Genomic DNA, 22,060 nt, shown 5'->3' with positions numbered 1-22,060 from the left:
AACGAGATCTTCGGGCTTCTGATAGTTGGCTAACAGACTGCTAAGCAGCTCGTCGGGCACTTCGTGTTTGCGTGGACTCATGGTGTCTCCGGGTCAGATGGCAGTTTCCTGCCAATGCCCCGTTTACACAAAATCTAGGATAGGCCCCCGCAACCCAACGCACGCATCACCAACCAAACAACACACCTACGAAATTCCCATACCCACTGTCATCCTCACCCGACAGACACTCGCGCAATGCTTTGTTAGCGTGGCGCAGTTGCGTATTTCATCTCTCCGCACGCAACCATGGCCATCCCACCATGCAAGCGCGGGCCGGTTGGGCTGCAACCCAGACCGGCCCGCTGACCACAACCAACTCCATAGGAAAGTCGATCATGGCTAGCCAGGATCATACGGCAGATATCTATGCCATCCCGACGGCGGATGACTTGCGTCTCGCCACCGCCACCAATCCCTTAGGTCGCCCGATTTATCTCACTGATGAGGTCGAAGATTCTCAAGAACGTTTACTTACCCGCCTCGCCGGCATCCATATGGCGGTGAATGTGATCAATGACCTGCTCGCCAACAGCGATGCCTTCCGCGAGCGGCAAGCCAGCGGCCAGGTGAATGCGCCCGGTGAATGGCCGCTGCCACCGACTTATGTGGAAGGCCTGTTCGTCGCCGTGCGTTTTCTTAGCGAGTACGCTGAATCGCTAAGCCTGGGCGCACTGTCCGAGTCTCACCTCGCCGATGCTTGACGGCAACTGCGACCCATCGTGCGATTCGATGGGTCGTTCTACTCCTACCAGGATTAGTCTGATTTTCTAGATGATCTATCCCGCTGCAGCGGGATGATCGAGGCCAGCGCGCTACCTATATCCGCCACCTGGTGAGCGATGACTGGTGGATCACCGGCCAGACGATCCTGATCAACGGCGGCTATACCACCAAGTAATCCCTCGCCTTCCCGTCCATAAGAGAAAGCCCCGCATCGCGGGGCTTTCCCGTACAGCAAGCAGGCGATCCCTTACACGGGCTCGGACTCCTCCGACTGCCGCTGGGGGTCGATATTGCGCAGGAACTTCTCCACATCGGCTTTGTCGACGACCGAATCTTCCGGACAGATAAACGGGTAGGCCTTGTTGTCGATGATCGGCTCGATGCCGAAGAAATCGTTCAAGACCGATTCCGCGGTGCAGTAGGCGCCTTCCACCCAGGCCTGGTCGTTGGAATAAGCCTCGCCGACGATAAAGATGTCGGCATCGGCGCCCTTGATCAGCTGCGAGGGCTTGCGGATCTTCCGTTGCACGTCGCCGATGTCGTAGTGCGGTGCCCATTCGTGATAGCCGGCATTGAACGGCGGCAGCGACCAGTCCATGTACGCCGATTCCAGCGGCTCGGGCACGGTGGTGTAGTCCGAGTTCGGGCCGAAGTGCAGCTCGGCCAGCATCTTGCGCAGCATCTTCACCATGCGTGCGGGCACCTTGCGCGGGCCCTCCAGCGGCTGCGTATCCGACGAAGTCGGGATCTCGCGCTGGCGCTTGGGGCCGAGTTCGAGTTCGTGCCAGAACGCGGTGTTGTCCTCGTCGTCATAGCTGGCCAGGATGCCGTAGACGGGCTTCTTCTTCGGCGTAGTCGCGTTGTTGCCGAAATACACCACCATGCGGATCGGCGAGTTGCTGACGCTTGGCCCGATGGTGTCGTTGCGCGAGGCGGCGGTCAGCTGCTTGACCTGGGCAATGGTCAAGGCCTGGTCGGTGATGTTCTCGATCGCCTTCACCATGTCCCCGGCCGACTCGTAGGGAACATCGATCAGGGTCGCCATGACCTTCAGCGCGGCGGCGGGGAATTTCTGTCCGCGCAGGCTGGAGATCGTGTCGGGCGTGATCGTGTAGCCCACCACCATGGCCGGATACGGCGCCGGATTATCGATGTCGGGCGACCACCAGGGCTGGTCGAAGAACATGCCTACCTTGTACGAGGGTTGCATGATCGTCGATTCCAGGTACAGGCTCACCTTCTCGTGGTTGAGCACATCCACCTCGCCCTTGGCGGGTGCGCGGAAACGCGTGGCCTGCGCCACCAGGTCGATCGCCGCGCGCGGCATCGCCAGCCATGCGGCATCGGCCTCGCCCTCGCCCGCGGCGCGATTGGGATCGGCGCGCAGCGCGATGGTGTAAGCCGCCTTGCCGGATTTCGACAGGATGGAATGCAGGCGCGTATCGGGGTGGTAGCGGAAGTCGACGCCCTTGGCCTTGGCCAGCTTCAGGATCTCTTCGAACAACGCATTGAACATGCCCGAGTAGCCGATCGACAGCGTGCGGTACTGGCTGCCGGGGGTGAACTCGTTGTTGATATTGAACGACACGCCAGCATGCGTGTTGATCACATTGGAACTGTAGCCGTTGCCGTCGGCTGCGTAGTCATAGCCTTCCGCGCCGAGCTGATCGTAAAGCAGGTTCCAGTAGCCGATGTCCTTCAGGTAATCGCCCTGCTGGAACACGCTCGACTCCGTCAGCTGTGCGGTGATCCGCCCGTGCTGATAGAACGAGCACCAGTCGCGGCGGGTGAAGTCGCTCCACGGCTTGGTGGTCGCCAGGTCCTGCACGATGGTGAAGCCCTGGTCGGGCGTGGTGGCGGCGCCGAAGTTGTTCACCGCGTACGGCGCGGGCGTGTTCGAGCTGATCCCGTTCAGATAGAAATTGCGCGAGCGCAGATAGAACAGCTGGTTATTGGTGACGTTGAACGGCACCGAATACTTGTCCAGCCCCAGCAGGGAAATCACCGCGGTCACCACACGGTGGCCCGGTGCCAGGCCATTGTTGGGATCCGGATATTCCTTGGTCGGAATCCGGTTCCAGTACGAATAGCGCATGCCGCCGAGTTCGACGAAGGAGTTGGTCTTGTCGTTGTTGTAGTGCCAGGTGCAGACGCGCGCGCCCGCGGCGCGGGTGCCGGGATAGCGCTTGGTGAAGTCGTAGCGGCCCCAGTCGTGCAGCGCCAGGATGTCGCCCTTCTTCAATTGCTTGGCACTGAACTTGGTTTGCTTGGATTGGCCACTGAGCAGCCGCCAGGCCGTGTAGAGGCCGGCAGCGCCGGCGCCGAAGATCGCATAGGTCTTCTGTGTCATGGTGTGTAGCTCCCTGTATGAGAGTGGCTGGCAGCGGGTGTTATTCGCTGCCCAGGCGGTACATCTGGCCGGGCAGATCCTTTTTCGGAATGACGACTTCGACGAGCACGGGCTTGTTCTTGATGCCCGCGATGCGCGGCAGGGCGGCGACCAGCTCGTCCACGGTCTGCACGCGGATGCCTTCCGCGCCGAAGGCCTTCGCCAGCGCGAGGTAGTCCCATTGGGGCAGGATGTCGAAGGCATCGAACTTGTGTTTCGGGCCGGGCTTGAATGCGGACATGTCCACGTAGACCTGCTCGATGGCGTAGACCTGGTTGCTCATCACGAAGATCACCGCATTGAGCTTGTTGCGCGCCAGGGTGGACAGCGACTGGCAGACCATCATGAAACCGCCGTCGCCGGCGACCGTCCACGCGCGCTTGCCACTGCCCAGTTGCGCACCGGAAGCGGCGCCGGTCTCGAAGCCGATGCACTGCCACGCGGCCGAGGCGATAAAGCTGCCCTGCGACAGGCCATAGGCATTGGTGGCCACGTACATCGCCGAGCTGACGCCGTAGGTCATCACGATGTCCTTCAGCAAGTTCTTGTCCTGCAGGAACTTCATCGTGTGGGCGAAAAAACGGTTGTAGGTGATGATCTGCGGATCGATGTCGTAGACCGGGTCGGAGTTGGCAGACCACGGCAACGGATACTTCGGCTGCGGCGGCGCCTTGGCCTTGATCGGATACGCCTTGCTCGCGGTGAACCGCGCCAGCAGCGCTTCCATAAAGTCGCGCATGGTCACGTCGCCGTACTTGAAGTAGCCGGCACGCACGCCGGCGGTATCGGCCAGCACCATGTCGGCGTATTTGCTTTCGATAAAGGTGAGGTAGTCGTCGGTGATGATCGCGCCGAGCGTCAGCACGCAATCGGAAGCCATCACGATCTCGCGCACCGCCTCGATCGATGCCGCGTCGGAGTAGGTGCCGATGAACTTGTCGCCCTGCTCGTCCAGCACGGTCTTGCCGAGACTGGTGGTGGTGTACAGAAAGCCGCTGGCGTCGATGATCTTCTGCAGCAGGCCGGACAGGCCGAAGCGCAGTACCTCGACACCGGCGAAGATCAGCGGCTGCTTGGCCTGGGTGATCTGCGCCCAGGCCTGGTCCACCGCATTGCGCAGCGCCAGCTCCGGGCTGCGCGTGACGCGCGGCTTGAGCGGCGTCGCCGGCGGACGCGAACACGGCTGGCCCCAGACTTCCTTGTAGCAGGCGATGTAGACCGGGCGCTTCTCGGTGATCGCATCGATCAGCAGCTCGTCGATCTGCTCGGCGGCGCCCACATTGGTGCTGAGCGTGATCGCCTTGACGGTGACGTACTCGTAGATGGCCCGGTCCGAATTGAGGTCGCCGGTGGAGTGGTGGAACAGCACGTCGTACATGTCGGTGATGTCGCGCATGTCGGCGCCGGGCGTGGCGCTTATCACCACGATCGGGCTGCGCTCGACCCAGGCGCCGGCAATCGCGTTGAGCGCGCTGTACGCGCTTACACCGAATTGCAGGGAGACCGCGGCCAGGCCGCGGGTGCGCGCATAAGCGTCGGCGGCGTAGGCGGCATCCAGTTCGTTGATCGCGCCGATCGCGGTGACGCCGTCGAAATATTCCAGCGCCTGGGTGAAGTGCTTTACGTAATCGCCGGGTATCTGGAATACCTCGGTGACCTGCAATTGCTTGAGCCGCGTCAATAGATAATCGGCCACGGTGAAGGTGGCGGTCGAAATCGAAGCGGGTGCCGTGCTGATGGATCGGGACTTATTGGTGCGGCTGCTGTCTGCCATGACGATTCCCCCTGTCTGGTGAAGAGAGGCGCGCGACACAAGCCGGCGGCTCCATGCTCGCCGCTTCCGTCGTTGCCGAAAAGAAATGAAATAAGCCCATGGCCGGGCTTAATGCGCGTGGAGCGCATCCTCGTCGCTGAGCTATTCCGTATTGCCCCAGGAAACAACGGCCCCGTTCCGCAAAGAAATGCGGAGAAGGACTGCTCGCAGGCGAACGATATCTTTCATAGTGCGCTCCCTGGACCGACGTGCCGGTCCGCCCCACTACGTTTGAAGTGATGTGCTCCAGCCAACGTCAACGAATGGACAGGCGAGCTGGCTGGACTCCCCGAGGTGCCTCACGACCACCACAGCACAGGGGCGACAGCCGCAAATCGACGCCATGAAAGAGCTGGACGCCGAGATGCTTTTCTTGCAGAAATCCTGAATTCTGCCCCCTGAAAACGGCCGGAGACTACAACGCAGGGGTGTGAAGCCGATGTCACGGATTAATGTCAGCCACGTACACGACTCGCGGCCACTCGCACTCGGGATGATGAGCAGCCTGCTGGCGATGATCGCGCAATGAGATGACGGCTCGGGCATGGCCGCTTGAGCGGCGCGGCGAGCCAAGAGCAAGCGGCGAAGCCGCTGCGTTCCGCTTGCGCGCTTTTGCTCTTGCTCGTCGCTGTTGATCTTCGGGTCCCCTTGGCGCCGGCGGTGAGGGCTGGACGATCAAGCCCCGAAGGGGGCGAGGACATGGATGTCCTCGCCTTTTTGCCAGGGCAGGATGCCCTGTCAAAAAGCCCGGCCAGCCCTCACGGACCCGTAGCAGCGAAGCTGCGGAGGGCGCCAAGCAGGGTGCCCTTCTCTTTGCTTACGTTCTCTCTAGGCCCCCTCGGGGGGTGGGCAAGCAAGAGAAAGTAAGTCGGCCCGCGGCAGCGGGACGAAACACTCGCCAAAGGCGAGACACCCTGGCGACAGCACCACATCAAGCGCCACCACTACTGGATGACTCGCTTCGCTCGCCCCTTCGGGGCCGCCCTGCGGGCGTTCTTCGCGCTACGCGCTCGTCCGGCCGCACCTGGACACGGAAGAGAACGCCTGAGCCGCCGTGCTAAGCCGGCACTAATGCGCCGCCCCGATCATTTTCCCGGATACTTCGCCCCATCGGCGATCCTGGGTGCTTGCGTGCACATACTTCTTATCGAGGACGATCCGCTCCTCGGCAAAGCCATCCAGCGGGCTCTCGAACAGCTCGCCTATACCCTCACCTGGATCCGCGACGGCCGCGAGGCCATGGCCGCGGTGAACGATCCTTCGGTCGACCTGCTGCTGCTCGACCTGGGCCTGCCCAACCGCGACGGCTTCGAGATCCTCACCGAAGCGCGCAGCCGCCGCCTGCGCACGCCGATCATCGTGATGACCGCGCGCGACGACCTGGAGTCGCGCATCCGCGGCCTCGACGCGGGCGCCGACGACTACCTGATCAAGCCCTTCCACCTGGACGAGCTCGCCGCGCGCATCCGCTCCACCACGCGCCGCGCCCAGGGCATGGCCGACAACCGCATCGAGGTCGGCCCGCTGGTGCTCAACACGGCGGCGGTCGAAGTCAGCTACCAGGGCAAGAAGGTGGAACTGAGCCGCCGCGAGTTCGCCCTGCTGCAATACCTGATGGAACGCGCCGGCCGCGTGGTCCGCCGCGAGCAGCTGGAAAGCTCGCTCTACGGCTGGGACAACGAGGTGGGTTCCGGCGCGCTGGACGTGCTGGTCCACGGCCTGCGCCGCAAGCTGAGCTTCGACGCGATCAAGACGGTGCGCGGCTTCGGCTACACCATCCCGCTGGATCCATCGTGAGTCGACCGGCATGAGCGGACTCATCACGAGTAGACCCGCATGAGCGGATCGGCCCTGCGCTTCCCCAGCCTGCGCTCGCGCCTGCGCTGGATGGTGATCGCCATCCTCGCCGTGGCGATGCTGGTGCTCGGCGCGCTCAGCTATCGCTACACGGTGAAGGAAGTACACGAACTGCTCGACGGCCGCCTGGCGCAGTCGGCGCGCACGCTCGACGTGCTGTTGCGCACCGGCGGCATGCCGCGCGACGGCCAGGCCATCGTCGTGCCCACGCCCTCGCGCACGCCGGCGGCGCACGGCAAGGGCATGCATTCGTACGAGCCGGAAGTGGGCTATCAGTTGTACGGAGCCGATGGCCGGCTGCTGGCGACCACCGAGAATCTGGCCGGCATGCCGGCCCCGCGCGCCGATGACACCGCCTTTCGCGACGTGTCCTTCGGCAAGCGCCGCTGGCGGGTCTTCCAGTTGCCTCGCGGCACCGACGGCGAATGGATCCGCACCGCCGAGCGCTACGACAGCCGCAGCGAAATCAGCCAGGCGCTGTGGGTCCAGTACGGCCTGATGCTGTTCGTCGCCCTGCCGTTGCTGGCCCTGCTGATGGGCTGGGCGATCCGGCGCGGGCTCAGGCCGCTGGACACGCTGGCCAAGCGGCTGCTCCGGCGCGAGCCGGGCAGCCATGCACCGGTGACGCTGGACAACGCGCCGACCGAACTGCGTCCCCTGCTGGACGCGCTGAACGAGCAGATCGGCCGCCTGGAAAACGCGCTCGAACGCGAGCGCCGCTTCAGCGCCGACGTCGCGCACGAACTGCGCACGCCGCTGGCCTCCACCATGATCAACCTCGATGCCGCGATCGGCGCCCGCGAAGCGGGCACCGCCGACAGCGCGCTGGCCGATGCGCGCGAATGCCTGGTCGCGCTCGCCCGCCGCACCGAGCAATTGCTGGCGCTGGCGCGGCTGGAATCGGGCGAGGGCCGCCGCGCCATGGCTCCGGTCGACCTGGTGACGCTGGCCGGCGACGTGATCGAGGAAATGGTCTCGGTGATCGCGTACAGCCGTGTCGAACTGGTGCTCGCCCCGTTGCCGCCGCGGCTGGTGGTGCGCGGCGACGAGGCGGCGCTGCGCGCGATGCTGCGCAATCTCTTGGAGAACGCGATGCGCCATGTGCCCTCCGGCGGCATGGTGGAACTGGCCATGTCCCGCGCCGGGCGGGTGGCCGTGATCGATGTCGTCGACAACGGGCCAGGCATTCCGCCCGAGCGGCGCGCCGCGCTGTTCGAGCGCTTCCACCGCGAACCGGGCACGCGCGGCGACGGCTACGGCCTGGGGCTTTCGATCGTGCAGCGCGCGGCGCAGATGCATGGTGCGGACATCCAGTTGCTCGATTCGCGCTACGGCACAGGCCTGCACGTGCGGGTCAGCCTGCTGCTGCACGGCGACGAGGCGGCGCAGGATCGCTAGGCTCGGCGGCCGAATTCTGCGGCGGCCAGGATCGCCACGCCCATGGATGGGTCTTCCCGCTTGCATCGCCGGCACTCCTTCGCGGTGGCCCGTCCATCGATAAAGCGGTCCCCCCGTAACGGGGGGACCCACGTCGACCCGGGGCAGAGGGGAAGAGCCCGGGCGTCCGCGGCCCGGAACCGCTGGGGAGCGAGTCCGGGCAGGGATAGATTGCGGCGGCGCGAAACCGGCGTATGTAGGCGGATGCCGGTGCGTGGCGTACGGGTGAAACCTGCCATGGCATCCGGCATCGCCCTCGTCGTGTAGGGCAAGCGCCGGCGGCCCTCTCCAGGCCGGTACAACCCCGCATGGATTCGTGCTTAAGTGGCCGCACCACCGCTCCTGCGACGCGCCATGAACATGCAGGCCCTCGCTCCGCGTCTGTATGCGCCCCTGCTGGCGGCGCAGCTCGCCGTGCTGGCGATCGAGCCGCCGCAGGTGTTGAGCCTGAGCTATGCCGTGGTGCTGGCCACGCTGGGTTTCACCTTGCTGCTGAGCCTGCGGCGCGTGCGCCTGAGTCTGCCGCACAACCGTCCGCTGTGGTCGCTGCTGCTGGCGGCTCTGCTCAGCCAGGCCGCGGCGTTCGTGCTGCTGTTCGTCGATTCCCTGGTGAATCCTCAAGGCACCCTGGTCGCCCTCGATCCCACCTTGTATTTCTGCCTGAGCAGCCTGCTGCTCACCCTCGCCGCCACCTACGACCCGGTACGGCCCGCCTATCGATGGATGGGATGGGTCGATACGGCGCTGGCCATCTTCATCGCCGTGATGTTCTACGGGCTCGTGCGCGCGCTGGTCGCCGGCGCCGAGGCGCAGCCGGACAACGCCCGCGCCATCATGTGGCTGTTCGACGCCATGGCGCTGTTCGTGGCGGTATTCGCCACGCTGCGCCTGCTCGGCGCGCGCCGCCGCGACGAGCGCCGCTTCTTCGTCGTGCTCACCGCCTTCGCCTGGATCGAACTGTTCGCGCCCGCCGCGCACAACCGCTTCGTGCTCGCCAGCGAGTCGTACCTGCCGGAGCTGCTGCTGAACCTGCCGTTCGTGCTGACCGGCCTGCTGCTGAGCCGGCGCCGCGGCGACTGGCTGCGCGGCTACCGGCCATCGACGCGCGTACGCCACCTCGCCGGCAGCATCAGCCCCTTCGTGCTGAGCCTGGCGTTGTGCCTGCTCGCGTTCGGCTATCTGCACCGGGCGCCCGCGCTCGCCGCTGGCGCGGTGGTCGCCGGCATCGCCTCATACGCGTTGCGTGCAGCCTTGATGCTGGGCCGGCATCTGTCGTCCGAAGACGAACTCAAGCGCCTGCATCACGGCCTGCGCCGCGCCGCCTTGCGCGACGACCTGACCCAGCTGCTCAACCGCCGCGGCTTCTATCGCGCGCTCGACCGCGAATGGCAGCGTGCGCGGCAGGCGCGTACGCCGCTGGCGGTGGCGATGCTCGATATCGATCATTTCAAGGCGTTCAACGATACCTACGGGCATCTCGCCGGCGACCAGTGCCTGGCTTCCGTCGCACAGGCGCTGGCGGGCGAAGCGATCTCGATGGCCGGCGTAACGCTGGCCCGCGCAGGCGGCGAGGAATTCGTCGTGCTGATGAGCGGCTACACCCCGCATGCCGCCGGTGCGGCGCTGGAACGCCTGCGCGCGCGGGTGGAGGCGTTGCGCGTCCTGCATGTGCGCGGGGTGCGTGGCTTCGTCACGGTGAGCGCGGGGATCGCGTCCAGCGAGCTGGCTCGTTATGAGCATGCCGAGGCGATGCTCAGCGCGGCGGATGCGGCGCTGTATGCAGCCAAGCATGCGGGCAGGAATCAGGTGGTGTGGGCGAAGGTACCGGGGACGGAGGCGATGTCGTGATACCTGCCCGCGTCGGAGCGTAGGTTGGGGTGAGCCACAGGCGAACCCCAACACTGGCCAGCTTGAAGGGCATCGCCACGTTGGGGTTCGCCTGCGGCTCACCCCAACCTACGTCGGCCGCAGGCAGGCTTCAATCGACGCCAAATACCGGGCGCCCTTCGGCGTCCCAGCGGAACTTCTGCATATATGGTGCGCGCCTGGACGTGCATTTCCAATCCGGGCCGCCGTTGGCATGGAACACGATCCAGTCGGTTCCGTCGGGAGCCTTGAAGAAACCGTTATGTCCCGTCGCGTAGATACCGTCCTCCGGCGCACTCTTCAGCACCGCTGCCGGCGACTTCGACCATGACGAGGGCTTGAGCAGGTCCGCGTCCGCCTGCGCACTCAGCATCCCGATCGCATAGCCATCCGACCAGCACGCACTGGCCGAATACGTCAGGAAAACCTTCCCGCCCGGCCCGGCCAGGAACTCCGGCGCCTCCAGGATCTTCCGCCCGCCCTGCATCTCCCAGGCGAACGTCGGCGCCGCGATATCCATCTCGGGGCCAGCCAAGGTCCACGGATCGCGCATCGGTGCGATCAGCAGATCGCTGTGATCGCCCACATACGCCGAATACACGAAGTAGAGCTTGCCGCGATGCTCGAACACCGTCCCGTCGATACCGCTGAGCTTCGTGCGCAGCATGCCCTTGTCCACCCACGCGCCCTGCGTGGGATCGGCCGACGCATTCTCCAGCACGAACACGTGCCGATGCGCATCGTCGTTGTGCAACTTGTCCGCCGCCGAGTAGTACAGGTACCACTTGCCACGCAGGAAGTGCAGCTCCGGCGCCCAGATCGCGGCGGAGTTGGGGCCGCTTGCCGGCGCGTGCCATACCGTCACTGGCCTGGCATCCGCCAGCCTGGCCATGTCGCCGGTCTTCCACAGCGAGATCCGATCGCCCTGCGTATGCATGTAGTAGTAAACGCCGTCGCGCTGGGTCACCCAGGGATCGGGGCCGGAGGGCAGCAGCGGGCCGATCGGCTTGGCGGCCTGCGCCAGCGGGGCCGCCAGCAACATGGCGAACAGCAGGACATGGCGTATCACTTGCCCTTTCCTCCCGGCGCCGATGCTGCATCGCCATCCACTTGCAGATAGTCGATATCGAGCGCGTGCGCGCCGCCTTCGACGTCGATCGTGTTGAAGCCGGGCAACAGCGGCGCGGCGACGACGGCCACCTGCCCGGCTTCCGTCGCCTGGTCAATCGTTGCAGGCATACGCGCTCCGTTCACCGCCACTACCGGTGTGGCTGGCAAGCCCAGATCGGCAAAGCGCACGCGCAAAGTGTGCATGCCACCCGCGGCATGCACCAGGAAACGCAGCCGCGTCTCGCCTTGCCCCAGGCGCGCCTTGCGCTGGTTGGACGCGGCCGGATCGGGCACCACCGCGGCGCCGCTCAATTCCGCGTCCTCGGCCTCGTAGCGATCGAAACGCAGCGGTGCGATGGCCGACAGCATCTCGTTGCGCGACGCATGCTCCGGCGCATCCGCGGCGGACGACGAAGTCACATGCAGGAAGCTGCCATCGCCGCGCGCCAGCAAGGCCTGCGTCCAGCCCGCATGGATATTGCCGCTGCGCTTCTGCACCGGCGCGCGCACCTCCCACCACGGACCGCGGCCCGACGCATTGTTCCAGTACAAACTGCGCCCGCCCTCGTCGCCGCCACCGCCGGCGCGCTGCGCCGACACCACGATCACGCCTTCCGGCCCGCCCTGCGGAAACCACTGCAGCACCGGACAAGCCGCGGGCCAGAATCCGGACGAGGTCAGCACCGGTTCGCCATGCCGCTGCGGATCGCCCCAGTCCAGGCCGTCGCGGCTGAACTTGATGAACACCTGCCCGTTGCGGGGCCCATCGATATTCTCGTACGTCATCGCATAACGCTGGTCCGGCAGGCGCGTGACGATGGCCATGCCGGGCCGCTGCACGCCGCCGGGAATCGCCACGTCCCACGCTTCCCTGCCCCAGGTTCGCCCACCGTCGGCGGAGACCTTGTGCGCCAGCAACTGGTTATAGCCCTCGCCCTTGTGCTGCTCGCTGGAGTAATAGGCGACCAGGCGCCCGTCATCCAGCAGGTGCACGTTCGGCTCCCACACACCCTTGTTGTCCTTGTCCTCGGGACGGCCGCCGCCCTGCACGATCGAGCTGCGATAGCGCCAGCTCTTGCCGCCATCGGTGGACACATACAACTGCAGGTCTTCGACATGGACCCGGCCATGCTCGTCGTTGCGCGTGGCATTGGCCGAGAGCAGCAGCGTGCCGGCTGGCAGGTCGGCGCTTGCGCGCGCCAACTCGGCAAGGTGCGGTTGCCAACGCAACTGCCACTGCCGGTCACCCGCATGCGGCTGGTCGGTGACATTCATCAGCAACCGCCAGTGCAGGCCTTCGTCGCGGCTTTCCCATAGCGGAATGCCAGCCATGCCGTCCTGCTCGAACACCATCAGCAGGCGCCGGTGATCCGACGCCGCGCCATGCCCGGTACGCACCACCGATGCATAGCCGGTGCCATCGGCGATGCGCTCGCCAAGCACGCGCTCCTCGGCCTGCGCCGCCATCGAGGCGAGCGCCAACACCACGGCGAATATCGTTCTCATCATCACGACCTCCGGGGAAAAAAGGGCGGGCGGCCACGCCACAACACCGCCCGCCGGGGAGGAATCACATCTTGAAGCGCACGCCCAGGCCCAGGGTGCGGTCCTGGTAGCGGATGTCGCGCGGCCGCGTGGTGCCGTCACCCCACCACTGGTGCAGGTTGGCGCCGAAGATATTGGTCGCGTTGAGCACCACGGTGAAGTTCTGGTTGACGTCGTAGCCGAGCGAGAAGTCCACCTGGTTGGCCGGCTTGATCTCGTCGTTCACGCCCGCCACCGTCGGCTGGTTGAAGCCCTGGATGTAGCGGCTGCGGTAGTTGTAGGCCAGGCGCGCCGACCAGCCATACTTTTCGTACATCAGCACCGCGTTGTAGTTGTTCTTGGACACGTTCTGCAGCGGCGAAGCGGTGATCGGGCCGCCGATGTACTGCGGCGAGCGCGTGGAGCCTTCGATATAGGTGTAGTTGAACTGCGCACCCAGGCCGCTCCACACGCCGGGCAGGAAGTCGAAGAACTGCTGGTAGGCGAACTCGGCGCCGCCGAGATGGCCGGAACCGGCGCTCTGCGGCGAGTTGAGCTGGTAGGGTTGCCCGCCGATCACCACGTCGGTGATGTAGTTCTGGATATAGCCGTTGATGTCGCGATAGAACACGCCGCCGCTCACGTAGCTGGCCGGACCGAAGTACCACTCCAGCGAGGCATCGTAATTATTGCTGCGGATTGGCTTGAGGTTCGGATTGCCGCTGCTGGCTGCGCCCGCGCGGTTGATCGTGCCGGGGTTGAGCGAAATCGACGGATTCAACTGGCCGAAGCCCGGATAGGTCAGCGTCTTCGCCGCCACCACGCGCAACTGCAGGTTGTCGCGCAGATGCAGGTTGAAACTGAGGTTGGGCAGATACACCGGCGCGCTGGTCGATGCCGTCAGCGGCGAATAGATGCCGCTGGAGGCATCGAACGAATATGCGTCGAGATGGCGCTTCACACGCTCCACGCGCATGCCCATCAGGCCGTCGTACGGCAGGCCGAACAGCTCGTTGCCATAGCCGAACTGCAGATAGCCGGCGTATGACTTCTCCTGGATGTGATAGAAGCGGCCGGAGTTCTCCGCCGCCAAACCGGCAGGCAGGCCATACAGCCCGCGGATCGCGTCGGCGTTGTTGACCAGGAAGTTGTAGCAGCCGCTGAGCCAGGACACCGGAATGGCATTGGTGGTCGGCTGGCTGCAGAAGTAACCGCTCGGGAAGCGCGCCACCACCTGGTTGGCGGGATTCGGATTGAGCGCGATCTGCCCGGTGCCGCCCGGCGGCGGCGTGGAGATCTCCACGCTGCCGCGGTACTCGGCCTTGTGGTCGGAATAGCGCAGGCCGAAATCCATGTACTGGAAGAAATCGCCGCCCAGGTCATAAGTGCCGTCGCCACGCCACGCGGTCTGCTCGCCGCGCTGGTTGTTCCAGGTCTGGAACAGGCCGTTGAGGTAGTAGTTCGACGGATTGAGCTGCGGATTGCCACCCAGCGTCCAGTTCTGCGCGCCGTTCCACACGGTAGTGATCGGCCCCTTCAGAAAGGTGTCGACGATAAAGGTCTGGTCGTGGAAGGAGCTGGAATTGAACGACAGGTCGGTCGACAGATTGAGCTTGTCGCCATGCCATTTCATGCCGATCGAGTTCTGGATGTCATGCCCCCATTGCTCGTGCGCCTGCGTGCTGGTGGCGGCGTAGGTGTCGCCGGTCCACACCCCGCTGGAGGCATCGCAGATGCGCTGGCCGTAATACGGCGAGCCGGTGAGCTGGTCGGCATAGCAATGGTTGCTGACGGACAGGCTGGACGGATTGACCACGCCTACCGGGAAGCTGAAGTAGTACGGCTGGTTGTAGCGGTCCGAATCCCAGGTGTAGAGGCCTTCGACGTAGACCTCGGTGTCCTTGTTCGGCTTCCACTGCAAGGCGTAATTGGCTTCCTGGCGCTTGCGGCTGCCGATGTTGTAGTCGGCGCCCCAACCATTGGGGACGGAAATCAGGTCGCCGCCCGAGGCGCGGATCGGCGTGCCATTGCCGCCGGTGAGCACCTTGGGGAAGTCCGCCCACACCGCGTTGTACTCGTAGCGCTGCTTGTCGTAGCCCACGTTGAGCAGCGCGCCGAACTCGCCGGCGTCCGTACTCCAGCGGTTGCTGAGCAGCAGGCTGCCATTGGGGTCGGTGTGGCCGCCGTACTTGCTGTGCGTGCCGGTGAGCGTGGCTGCCACCTTGCTGCCATCGAAATCCAGCGGGCGATACAGCTGCATGTCGACCAGGCCGGCAATGCCGCCGTCCGGCAGGCTGGCTTCGCTGGTCTTGTAGACCTGCACGGTCTTCACCGCGGTGGCCGGCAGGTTCTGGAAGGCGAAAGCACGCCCGACGCCGCTGAAGATCTCGCGGCCGTTCAAGGTAGTGATCACATTGGGCAGGCCGCGGATCACCACCGAGCTGGTCTCGCCCTGGAAGCCCTGCGCAATCTGCACGCCGGTGATGCGCTGCAGGGCGTCGGCCACGCTGTTGTCGGGCAGCTTGCCGATGTCCTCGGCAACGATGGAATCCACCACCATGCGCGCGTCCTGCTTCAGCGTCTGCGCGCTCTGCAGGCTTTCGCGCAGCGGCGTCACCACCACGCCGGAGAGATTCACCGCGTTTTGCGTAGACGCCTGGTCGGCGGTAGCGGCTTTCTTCTTCGCCGGCGCCTGCCCGGTCGATGCAGCGGGCGTCTGGTCGGCGGCCTGTTGCGGCGCGGCGCCCTGGTCGTTCGGCGTGGTATCGGTGGCATAAGCCGGCGCCAGTGCAGCGGCGATGGCGATAGCGAGCAGGGACAGCGGGATGCGGCAGCGAGTCATGGTACGAACCTCCCCGGTTTTCGGAATCAACACAGCGCCGGCGCTTGCCGGTGGCATGCGTTCTGGAAGAAAGAAGGCGGCCCGCTGGGGCGGGCGCGCCGATGGGGCGCGCGTGGTGGCTTAGCGCGTCTTGAGCAAGCTTGCGGCTGGGTACGTCGCCGATTCCGCCGGCACCACGCCACGCGGCGCGTGCGATAGCGCGCGCAGGATCTCCGCCTCGCGCTGGCGATACGGCGTGCCATCGCCGTGCAACAGATCGTGGAACCACAGCGTGGGCGGCTGCAGGGTGTATGGGCGCTGCCAGGAATCCCACGGCATGATGGTCTGCGACTTGCCGTCGACGAAGCCCCAGTTGACCATGCCCACGTCGAGCTTCTTGGCCAGCGGCAGCACGCCGTCGATGGTCGAGCCGTTGCCGCGCGCCATATATTCGGTGCAGATCAGCGGACGGCCATACCCTTCGAGCTGCTTCACCCGGCGCGCGAATTCCTCCGGCCAGCCATAGTTGTGGAAGCTGATCACGTCGGACTGCTCGACCTGGGTGCGCTCGACCGCGTCGAGCCTGGCCGGGTCCGACCAGTCCTCGTGCTCCCACAAGCCGCTGGTCAGCGGCTGCACCGGCGACGCGCTGCGCGCCCAGGCGAACACCTGCGGCAGCAGCTTCGCCACCAGGGCGATCTTGTCCTTCGGTTCTTTCGCGTCGTAGTTGCCGCCGCCGGGATTGTTCGGTTCGTTCCACACGTCCCACGCGAGCACGCGCGGGTCCTTGGCGAAACTGCCGACGATGTCTTTTACGTATTGCTCCAGCCGCGGGTACTGGCTGGGATCGGCCAGCGCCACGCCCGGGCTCTGCACCCAGCCGGAGTTATGCACGCCGGGTATCGGCGGATGCTGCGGGCCAAGCTTCGGCTCCGGATCCCAGCACGAATCGAACAGCACGAAGATCGGCTTGATGTGGTGCTTGTCGGCGATGGCCAGGAACTGGTCGATGCGCTGCTTGAAGCCCGCCGCATCCTGCTGCCACAGCAGGTCGTGCAGGAACACGCGCATGGTGGTCATGCCCAGCTGCTGCGCCCAGCCCAGTTCCTGGTCGATGCGCGCGGCATCGAAGCTGTCGGCCTGCCACATCTCCAGCTCGTTGATCGCGTTGGACGGCAGATAGTTGCTGCCCAGTGGCCAGGCTTGTCTGGCGTACCAGGCCTTGGCTTCGGCGGGCGTCCAGCGCGCGTTGCCTTCCCGCGCGAAAGACGAAGGCGTGGCGAGCAGTGCCGCCAATCCCAGTGCCGTCGCCATCAATGCATGCTTCATCTCGAACTCCCCGTGGCTTGGACGATCTCCGGTCCCTGTCGGAGGTCTTCGTTGGATGGCGACCGCTGCGGGCAAAGCGCTCCCGCGACGCCCGTCAACGGGCGTCTGGTCCGATCGCTGGGCGGGCGCTCAGGCGCCCGTCAATGCTTGCCTTGCACCGGCTCCGTGCCGAACTCGTACACGATGGTGTGGCGGTACTCCTGCCCCGGCGCCAGTCGCGCCGAGCCGAACGCCGGCTGGTTGGGCGTATCGGGATGGAACTGCGGCTCCAGCGCGAACGCGTCACCCTCGCGGTAGACATGACCGCCGGTGCCCACGCTGGTCGCGTTGAGGAAGTTGCCGGAATAGAACTGCAGGCCCGGCATGGTGGATTTGAGCGTCATCACGCGGCCGGATGCCGGGTCTTCCACTTTCGCCACCACCCGCGGTTCTTTGGCCACGTCGCGCGCGATCACGAAATCGTGGTCGTAGCCGCGGCCATTGAGCAGTTGCGGATCCGGCATGCGGATGTCGCGGCCGATCGGCTTGCCCTGGCGGAAATCGAACGGCGTGCCGGCCACCGGCTGGAACTGGCCGAGCGGAATCGAGCTCGCGTCGATCGGCAGGAAGGTCTCGGCCGGAATCGTCAGCTTCTGCTCCAGCACCGAACCGGAGCCCTCGCCGGAGAGATTCCAGTACGCGTGGTTGGTGAGGTTGACCACGGTCGGCTTGTCGGTGGTGGCGCGGTATTCGATGGTCAGTCGGTTGTGCGCGTCGAGCGTATACGTAGCGGTGGCGGTGAGCTTGCCGGGATAGCCCATGTCGCCATCGGGGCTGACATAGCTAAGCGTGACGCTGGCACCCTCGGCGCCGCTCTTGGCCTCGCCCAGCGTCCACAGCACCTTGTCGAAACCCTTGCTGCCGCCGTGCAGCGAGTTGGGACCGTCGTTGACCGGCACGCTATAGCTGTGGCCGTCCAGCTCGAAATGGCCCTTGGCGATGCGGTTGGCGTAGCGCCCCACCGTGGCGCCGAAGTACTGCGGCTTCTTCAGATAGTCGTCGAAGCTGGCATAGCCGAGCAGGATGTTGGCGCTCTTGCCGTGGCGGTCCGGCGCGAGCACTTCCTGCAGGCTGGCGCCGTAAGCGATCACGCGGATCTGCACGCCATGGCCGGAGTCCAGCACCACCGCATCCACCTTGGTGCCATCGGGTAGCGCCCCGAACGTTTCGCGCTTCGCTTCCACCGCCTGCACCGCCGTCACCATGGCCATCGCACCTAAAGAAACCGCGCCTACCAAACCCAGGAGCATCGCATGTCGCATGTCTGACTTCCCTTCGGGACCCTTACGAGACGGCGCATGCAACCATATTGTATGATTATCGTGCAAGTGATCATCGGCACGCGCCTGCAGCCTTGCGCGACGCAGCATCGGACTTGTGCATGCCATGGCCTGGTGTTTTCGACAGGTCATTTCAGGCCATTGCGCCGGTTCTTGCGGGCCGCGGTTCTCGCAAGCGGCTTGTGAAATATCGCAATGCGTCATCGCCAACAAATGGCCGTCCATGTGCGGAAGTGTCCGAAAATGCAGGCGACGCTTGGCAGGAACCGAGTGAAGTGCTTATAGTCCGTTTGTATGACAAATAACCTGGAAGCGCGAAAGCCGGACATCTGCGGCGCCTCCGGCTCTCATACAGAAAGACATGGGGAAACCAAGAATTCATGAAGAAGCCGCCTGCCATTCGCACACTCTACGGACACGTGATGCACGAACTCGGCCAGCGCATCGTCAGTGGACGGGTCAAGCCCGGCGACGTGCTTCCGCGTGAGGAAACCCTGGCCGAGAACCTCGGCGTCAGCCGCACCGCCCTGCGCGAAGCGCTGAAGGTGCTGTCCGCCAAGGGCCTGATCGCCTCGCGCACCGGCGTGGGCGCACGTGTGCAGGAAGAACGCCACTGGAACCAGCTGGACTCCGACGTGCTGGCCTGGCGCTGCGCCTCGATGCCCACCGACGACTTCGTCGAGAAGCTGGTGGAAATGCGCGAACTGATCGAACCGGCGGCCGCCGCCTCCGCCGCGCGCCACCGCAACGCCGCGCAGCTGGCCGAGATCGACGCCGCCTACCGCGCGATGGATGCCGCGCAGACGCTGGACGCCTGGACCGAAGCCGACGTGCGCTTCCACGACGCCGTGCTGCACGCCACCGGCAACGAATTGCTGCACTCGCTGTTCTCGGTGGTGGAAACCGCGCTGGGTGCGTTCTTCAGCCTGTCCGCGCGCAGCGCCGGCGACTTCAAGTATTCGCTGCCCTACCACCACCAGGTGCTGGAGGCGATCCGCCGCAAGCAACCGGAGGTGGCGCGCAAGGTGATGCTGTCGATGATCGCCGACTCGCGCGACAACATGCGCCGCAGCCGTCCCCGCACGCGCCGCAAGGCTTCCGCGTGAGCGCCAGCCTGATCGGACTGGATTGGGGCAGTACCCATCTGCGTGCGTATCTGTTCGGCGCGGACGGCAAGGCGATCGAAAGCCGCGCCCTGCCGCACGGCATTCGCCAACTGCCGGCCGGCGGATTTCCAGCAGCATTCGCTCTCGCCATTCGCGACTGGCCCGTGCTGCCGGTGCTCGCCTGCGGCATGGTCGGCAGCCGCAACGGTTGGCAGGAAGTGCCTTACCTGGATACGCCCACCGGCGTCGAGCGGCTGGCACAGCATCTGACGCGGCTGACCACGCCCACCGGCCATGCGCTGTACCTGGTACCCGGCCTGCACGACCCGCACCGCCCCGACGTGATGCGCGGCGAGGAAACCCAGATCGTCGGCGTCCTGGCGCGCGAACCCGCCACCACGCGCCTGCTGCTGCCCGGCACGCACAGCAAGTGGGTGCGGCTGCGCGATGGCGTGGTCACGGATTTCGCCACGGTGATGACCGGCGAGTTGTATGGCCTGCTGCGGCAGCACTCGATCCTCGGCGCCGCACTGCCTGAAGCGCGCGACGACGACGAAGCCTTCCGCGACGGCGTCGCCGCCGCACGCGACAGCGGCCCGGCCGGTGCGCTGTCGCGGCTGTTCTCGGCGCGCGCACTGATGCTCGACGGCGTGCTCGATCCGGCGTCGGTGCCGGACTATCTGTCCGGCCTGCTGCTTGGCGAAGAGCTGCGCATGGCGCTGGCCGCCGGCTGGACCGGCGCCGGCGACACCATTCCGATGGTGGGCGAAGGCCCGCTGTGCGATCGCTACCGGCGCGCCGCCGACGTGTTCGGCCTGCACCTGTCGCGCGCACCGGACGGCACCACCGCCGACGGCCTGTGGCGTATCGCCGGCGCGGCAAGTCTCGCTTCGGCGCCAACCTTCACCGCTCATTCCCTATGAAAACCCTGCCCCCCATGCACACCTGGCTGCACGACCTGCCCCTGGTCGCGATCCTGCGCGGCCTGCATCCCGACGAAGCGGTGGAGATCGGCCACGCACTCGTCGGCGCCGGCTTCCGCATGCTCGAAGTGCCGCTCAACTCGCCCGAAGCCTGCACCAGCATCCGCCGCCTGGTCGACGCGCTCGGCGACGATTACCTGGTGGGCGCCGGCACCGTGCTCGATCCGGCCCGCGTGAAAGACATCGCCGATGCCGGCGGTCGCCTGATCGTGATGCCGCACGCCGACGTCGCGGTGATCCGCGCCGCCAAGCAGGCCGGCCTGTACTGCGTGCCTGGTGTCGCCACGCCGACCGAAGCCTTCGCCGCGCTCGCCGCCGGCGCCGATGCACTGAAACTGTTCCCTGCCGAGCAAGCCTCGCCCGCCGTGCTCAAGGCCTGGCGCGCGGTGCTGCCAAAGGAGCTGGCCGTGCTGCCGGTCGGCGGTATCGCGCCGGACAACATGGCGCCGTGGCTGGCCGCCGGCGCCGCCGGCTTCGGCATCGGTTCGTCGCTCTACGCTCCCGGCCGCGCGGCCGTCGACGTCGCCGCCCGTGCGCGCGACTTCGCCGACGCCTGGCGGCATCTACACCCCGCTTCGCAAGGAAACCGCGCATGAAGATCACCCGCCTCACTACTTTTCTCGTTCCGCCGCGCTGGTGTTTCCTGCGCATCGATACCGATGCGGGTATCAGCGGCTGGGGCGAGCCGGTCCTTGAGGGCCGCGCGCAAACCGTAGCGGCGGCGGTCGAAGAGCTATCCGATTACCTGATCGGCAAGGACCCGCACCATATCGAAGACCTGTGGAGCGTGATGTACCGCGCCGGCTTCTATCGCGGCGGCCCGATCCTGATGAGCGCCATCGCCGGCATCGACCAGGCGCTGTGGGACATCAAGGGCAAGGACCTGGGCCGTCCGGTGTACGACCTGCTCGGCGGCCCGGTGCGCGATCGCATCCGCGTGTACTCGTGGATCGGCGGCGACCGCCCGGCCGACACCGCGCGCGCGGCGATGGAAGCGGTGGCGCGCGGCTTCACCGCGGTCAAGATGAATGCCACCGAAGAAATGCAGTATGTGGACAGCTTCGACAAGGTCGAGCGCGTGCTCGCCAACGTGCAGGCGGTGCGCGACGCGGTCGGCCCGCACGTGGGCCTGGGCCTGGACTTCCACGGCCGCGTGCACAAGCCGATGGCCAAGGTGCTGATGCGCGAACTGGCGCCGTACAAGCTGATGTTCATCGAAGAACCGGTGCTGTCCGAATACCTCGAATGCATTCCGGAGCTGGCGTCCATTTCGCCCGCGCCGATCGCACTGGGCGAGCGCCTTTACTCGCGCTACGACTTCAAGCGCGTGCTGCAGACCGGCGGCGTGGACATCCTGCAGCCCGATCCCTCGCACGCCGGCGGCATCACCGAGACGCGCAAGATCGCCGCCATGGCCGAAGCCTACGACGTGGCCATCGCCCTGCACTGCCCGCTGGGCCCGATCGCGCTGGCGGCCAACCTGCAGATCGACGCGGTGAGCCACAACGCCTTCATCCAGGAACAAAGCCTGGGCATCCACTACAACGCCTCCAACGACCTGCTCGACTACGTCACCGACCGCAGCGTGTTCGCCTACCAGGACGGCTACGTCAGCATGCCCACCGGCCCAGGCCTGGGCATTACGGTGAACGAGGAATACGTCGCCGAGCGCGCCGCCGAAGGCCATCGCTGGCGCAATCCGCTGTGGCGCCATGCCGACGGCAGCGTGGCGGAGTGGTGA

At 65.8% G+C, this 22,060-nt stretch carries 15 protein-coding genes; 8 read left to right on the top strand and 7 right to left on the bottom strand.

Translation table 11 applies throughout. From position 1 onward, the window contains the following. Positions 1–377: 377 nt before the first annotated feature. Positions 378–743: a hypothetical protein gene (locus AB4083_RS20530; RefSeq protein ID WP_441610367.1), complete on the top strand. Its 366-nt coding sequence runs from the start codon at positions 378–380 to the stop codon at positions 741–743. 269 nt (positions 744–1,012) lie between these two features. Here the strand turns inward: AB4083_RS20530 and AB4083_RS20525 are convergent, their stop codons facing one another. Further along, the gene (locus AB4083_RS20525) at positions 1,013–3,115 is read right to left on the bottom strand and encodes a hypothetical protein (RefSeq protein ID WP_441610366.1); all 2,103 of its coding nucleotides are present in this window, start codon (positions 3,113–3,115) and stop codon (positions 1,013–1,015) included. Between the two features lie 40 nt (positions 3,116–3,155). After that, positions 3,156–4,928: an alpha-keto acid decarboxylase family protein gene (locus AB4083_RS20520; RefSeq protein ID WP_441610365.1), complete on the bottom strand. Its 1,773-nt coding sequence runs from the start codon at positions 4,926–4,928 to the stop codon at positions 3,156–3,158. A 1,170-nt stretch (positions 4,929–6,098) separates the two neighbouring features. Here AB4083_RS20520 and AB4083_RS20515 point away from each other — a divergent pair. From AB4083_RS20515 to AB4083_RS20505, 3 genes are all read left to right on the top strand, one after another. Beyond that, positions 6,099–6,764: a response regulator gene (locus AB4083_RS20515; RefSeq protein ID WP_441610364.1), complete on the top strand. Its 666-nt coding sequence runs from the start codon at positions 6,099–6,101 to the stop codon at positions 6,762–6,764. A 39-nt stretch (positions 6,765–6,803) separates the two neighbouring features. Further along, on the top strand, positions 6,804–8,222 hold the full coding sequence (locus AB4083_RS20510; protein WP_441610363.1) for an ATP-binding protein: 1,419 nt from the start codon (positions 6,804–6,806) through the stop codon (positions 8,220–8,222). Between the two features lie 393 nt (positions 8,223–8,615). Continuing rightward, the gene (locus AB4083_RS20505) at positions 8,616–10,109 is read left to right on the top strand and encodes a GGDEF domain-containing protein (RefSeq protein ID WP_441610362.1); all 1,494 of its coding nucleotides are present in this window, start codon (positions 8,616–8,618) and stop codon (positions 10,107–10,109) included. 130 nt (positions 10,110–10,239) lie between these two features. On the opposite strand, the gene AB4083_RS20500 is transcribed toward AB4083_RS20505, so the two are convergent. The 5 genes from AB4083_RS20500 to AB4083_RS20480 all read right to left on the bottom strand — a co-directional run bounded on the left by AB4083_RS20500 (position 10,240) and on the right by AB4083_RS20480 (position 18,155). Then, positions 10,240–11,196 (bottom strand): glycoside hydrolase family 43 protein, encoded by a 957-nt coding sequence (locus AB4083_RS20500; RefSeq protein ID WP_441610361.1) that lies wholly within the window; start codon positions 11,194–11,196, stop codon positions 10,240–10,242. Continuing rightward, positions 11,193–12,746, bottom strand: a complete 1,554-nt coding sequence (locus AB4083_RS20495; protein WP_441610360.1) for an exo-alpha-sialidase — start codon at positions 12,744–12,746, stop codon at positions 11,193–11,195. The genes AB4083_RS20500 and AB4083_RS20495 overlap by 4 nt, the downstream gene beginning before the upstream one ends. Before the next feature lie 61 nt (positions 12,747–12,807). Then, positions 12,808–15,603: a TonB-dependent receptor gene (locus AB4083_RS20490; protein ID WP_441610359.1), complete on the bottom strand. Its 2,796-nt coding sequence runs from the start codon at positions 15,601–15,603 to the stop codon at positions 12,808–12,810. 120 nt (positions 15,604–15,723) lie between these two features. After that, entirely contained in the window at positions 15,724–16,911 is a 1,188-nt protein-coding gene (locus tag AB4083_RS20485) for a 1,4-beta-xylanase (protein WP_441610358.1), read from the bottom strand. 140 nt (positions 16,912–17,051) lie between these two features. Continuing rightward, on the bottom strand, positions 17,052–18,155 hold the full coding sequence (locus AB4083_RS20480) for an aldose epimerase family protein (RefSeq protein ID WP_441610357.1): 1,104 nt from the start codon (positions 18,153–18,155) through the stop codon (positions 17,052–17,054). Positions 18,156–18,610: 455 nt separating this feature from the next. Here AB4083_RS20480 and AB4083_RS20475 point away from each other — a divergent pair, with 455 nt between their 5' ends. Genes AB4083_RS20475 through dgoD form a run of 4 tightly spaced genes read left to right on the top strand, consistent with a single transcriptional unit; the run spans position 18,611 to position 22,060 of the window. After that, a complete protein-coding gene (locus tag AB4083_RS20475) occupies positions 18,611–19,336 on the top strand; it encodes a FadR/GntR family transcriptional regulator (RefSeq protein WP_441610356.1) in 726 nt (241 codons plus the stop codon). After that, positions 19,333–20,259 (top strand): 2-dehydro-3-deoxygalactonokinase, encoded by a 927-nt coding sequence (locus AB4083_RS20470; protein ID WP_441610355.1) that lies wholly within the window; start codon positions 19,333–19,335, stop codon positions 20,257–20,259. Before AB4083_RS20475 ends, AB4083_RS20470 begins: the two co-directional genes overlap by 4 nt. Then, entirely contained in the window at positions 20,256–20,915 is a 660-nt protein-coding gene (locus AB4083_RS20465; RefSeq protein WP_441610354.1) for a 2-dehydro-3-deoxy-6-phosphogalactonate aldolase, read from the top strand. The genes AB4083_RS20470 and AB4083_RS20465 overlap by 4 nt, the downstream gene beginning before the upstream one ends. Further along, positions 20,912–22,060 carry a galactonate dehydratase gene (gene dgoD, locus AB4083_RS20460; RefSeq protein ID WP_441610353.1) on the top strand — a complete coding sequence of 383 codons (1,149 nt, stop codon included), beginning with the start codon at positions 20,912–20,914 and terminating at the stop codon, positions 22,058–22,060. Before AB4083_RS20465 ends, dgoD begins: the two co-directional genes overlap by 4 nt.

The sequence above is a fragment of the Dyella sp. 2RAB6 genome (assembly GCF_052115385.1).
Classification (GTDB): domain Bacteria; phylum Pseudomonadota; class Gammaproteobacteria; order Xanthomonadales; family Rhodanobacteraceae; genus Dyella_D.
This window is presented reverse-complemented; position numbering and strand designations above follow the sequence as displayed.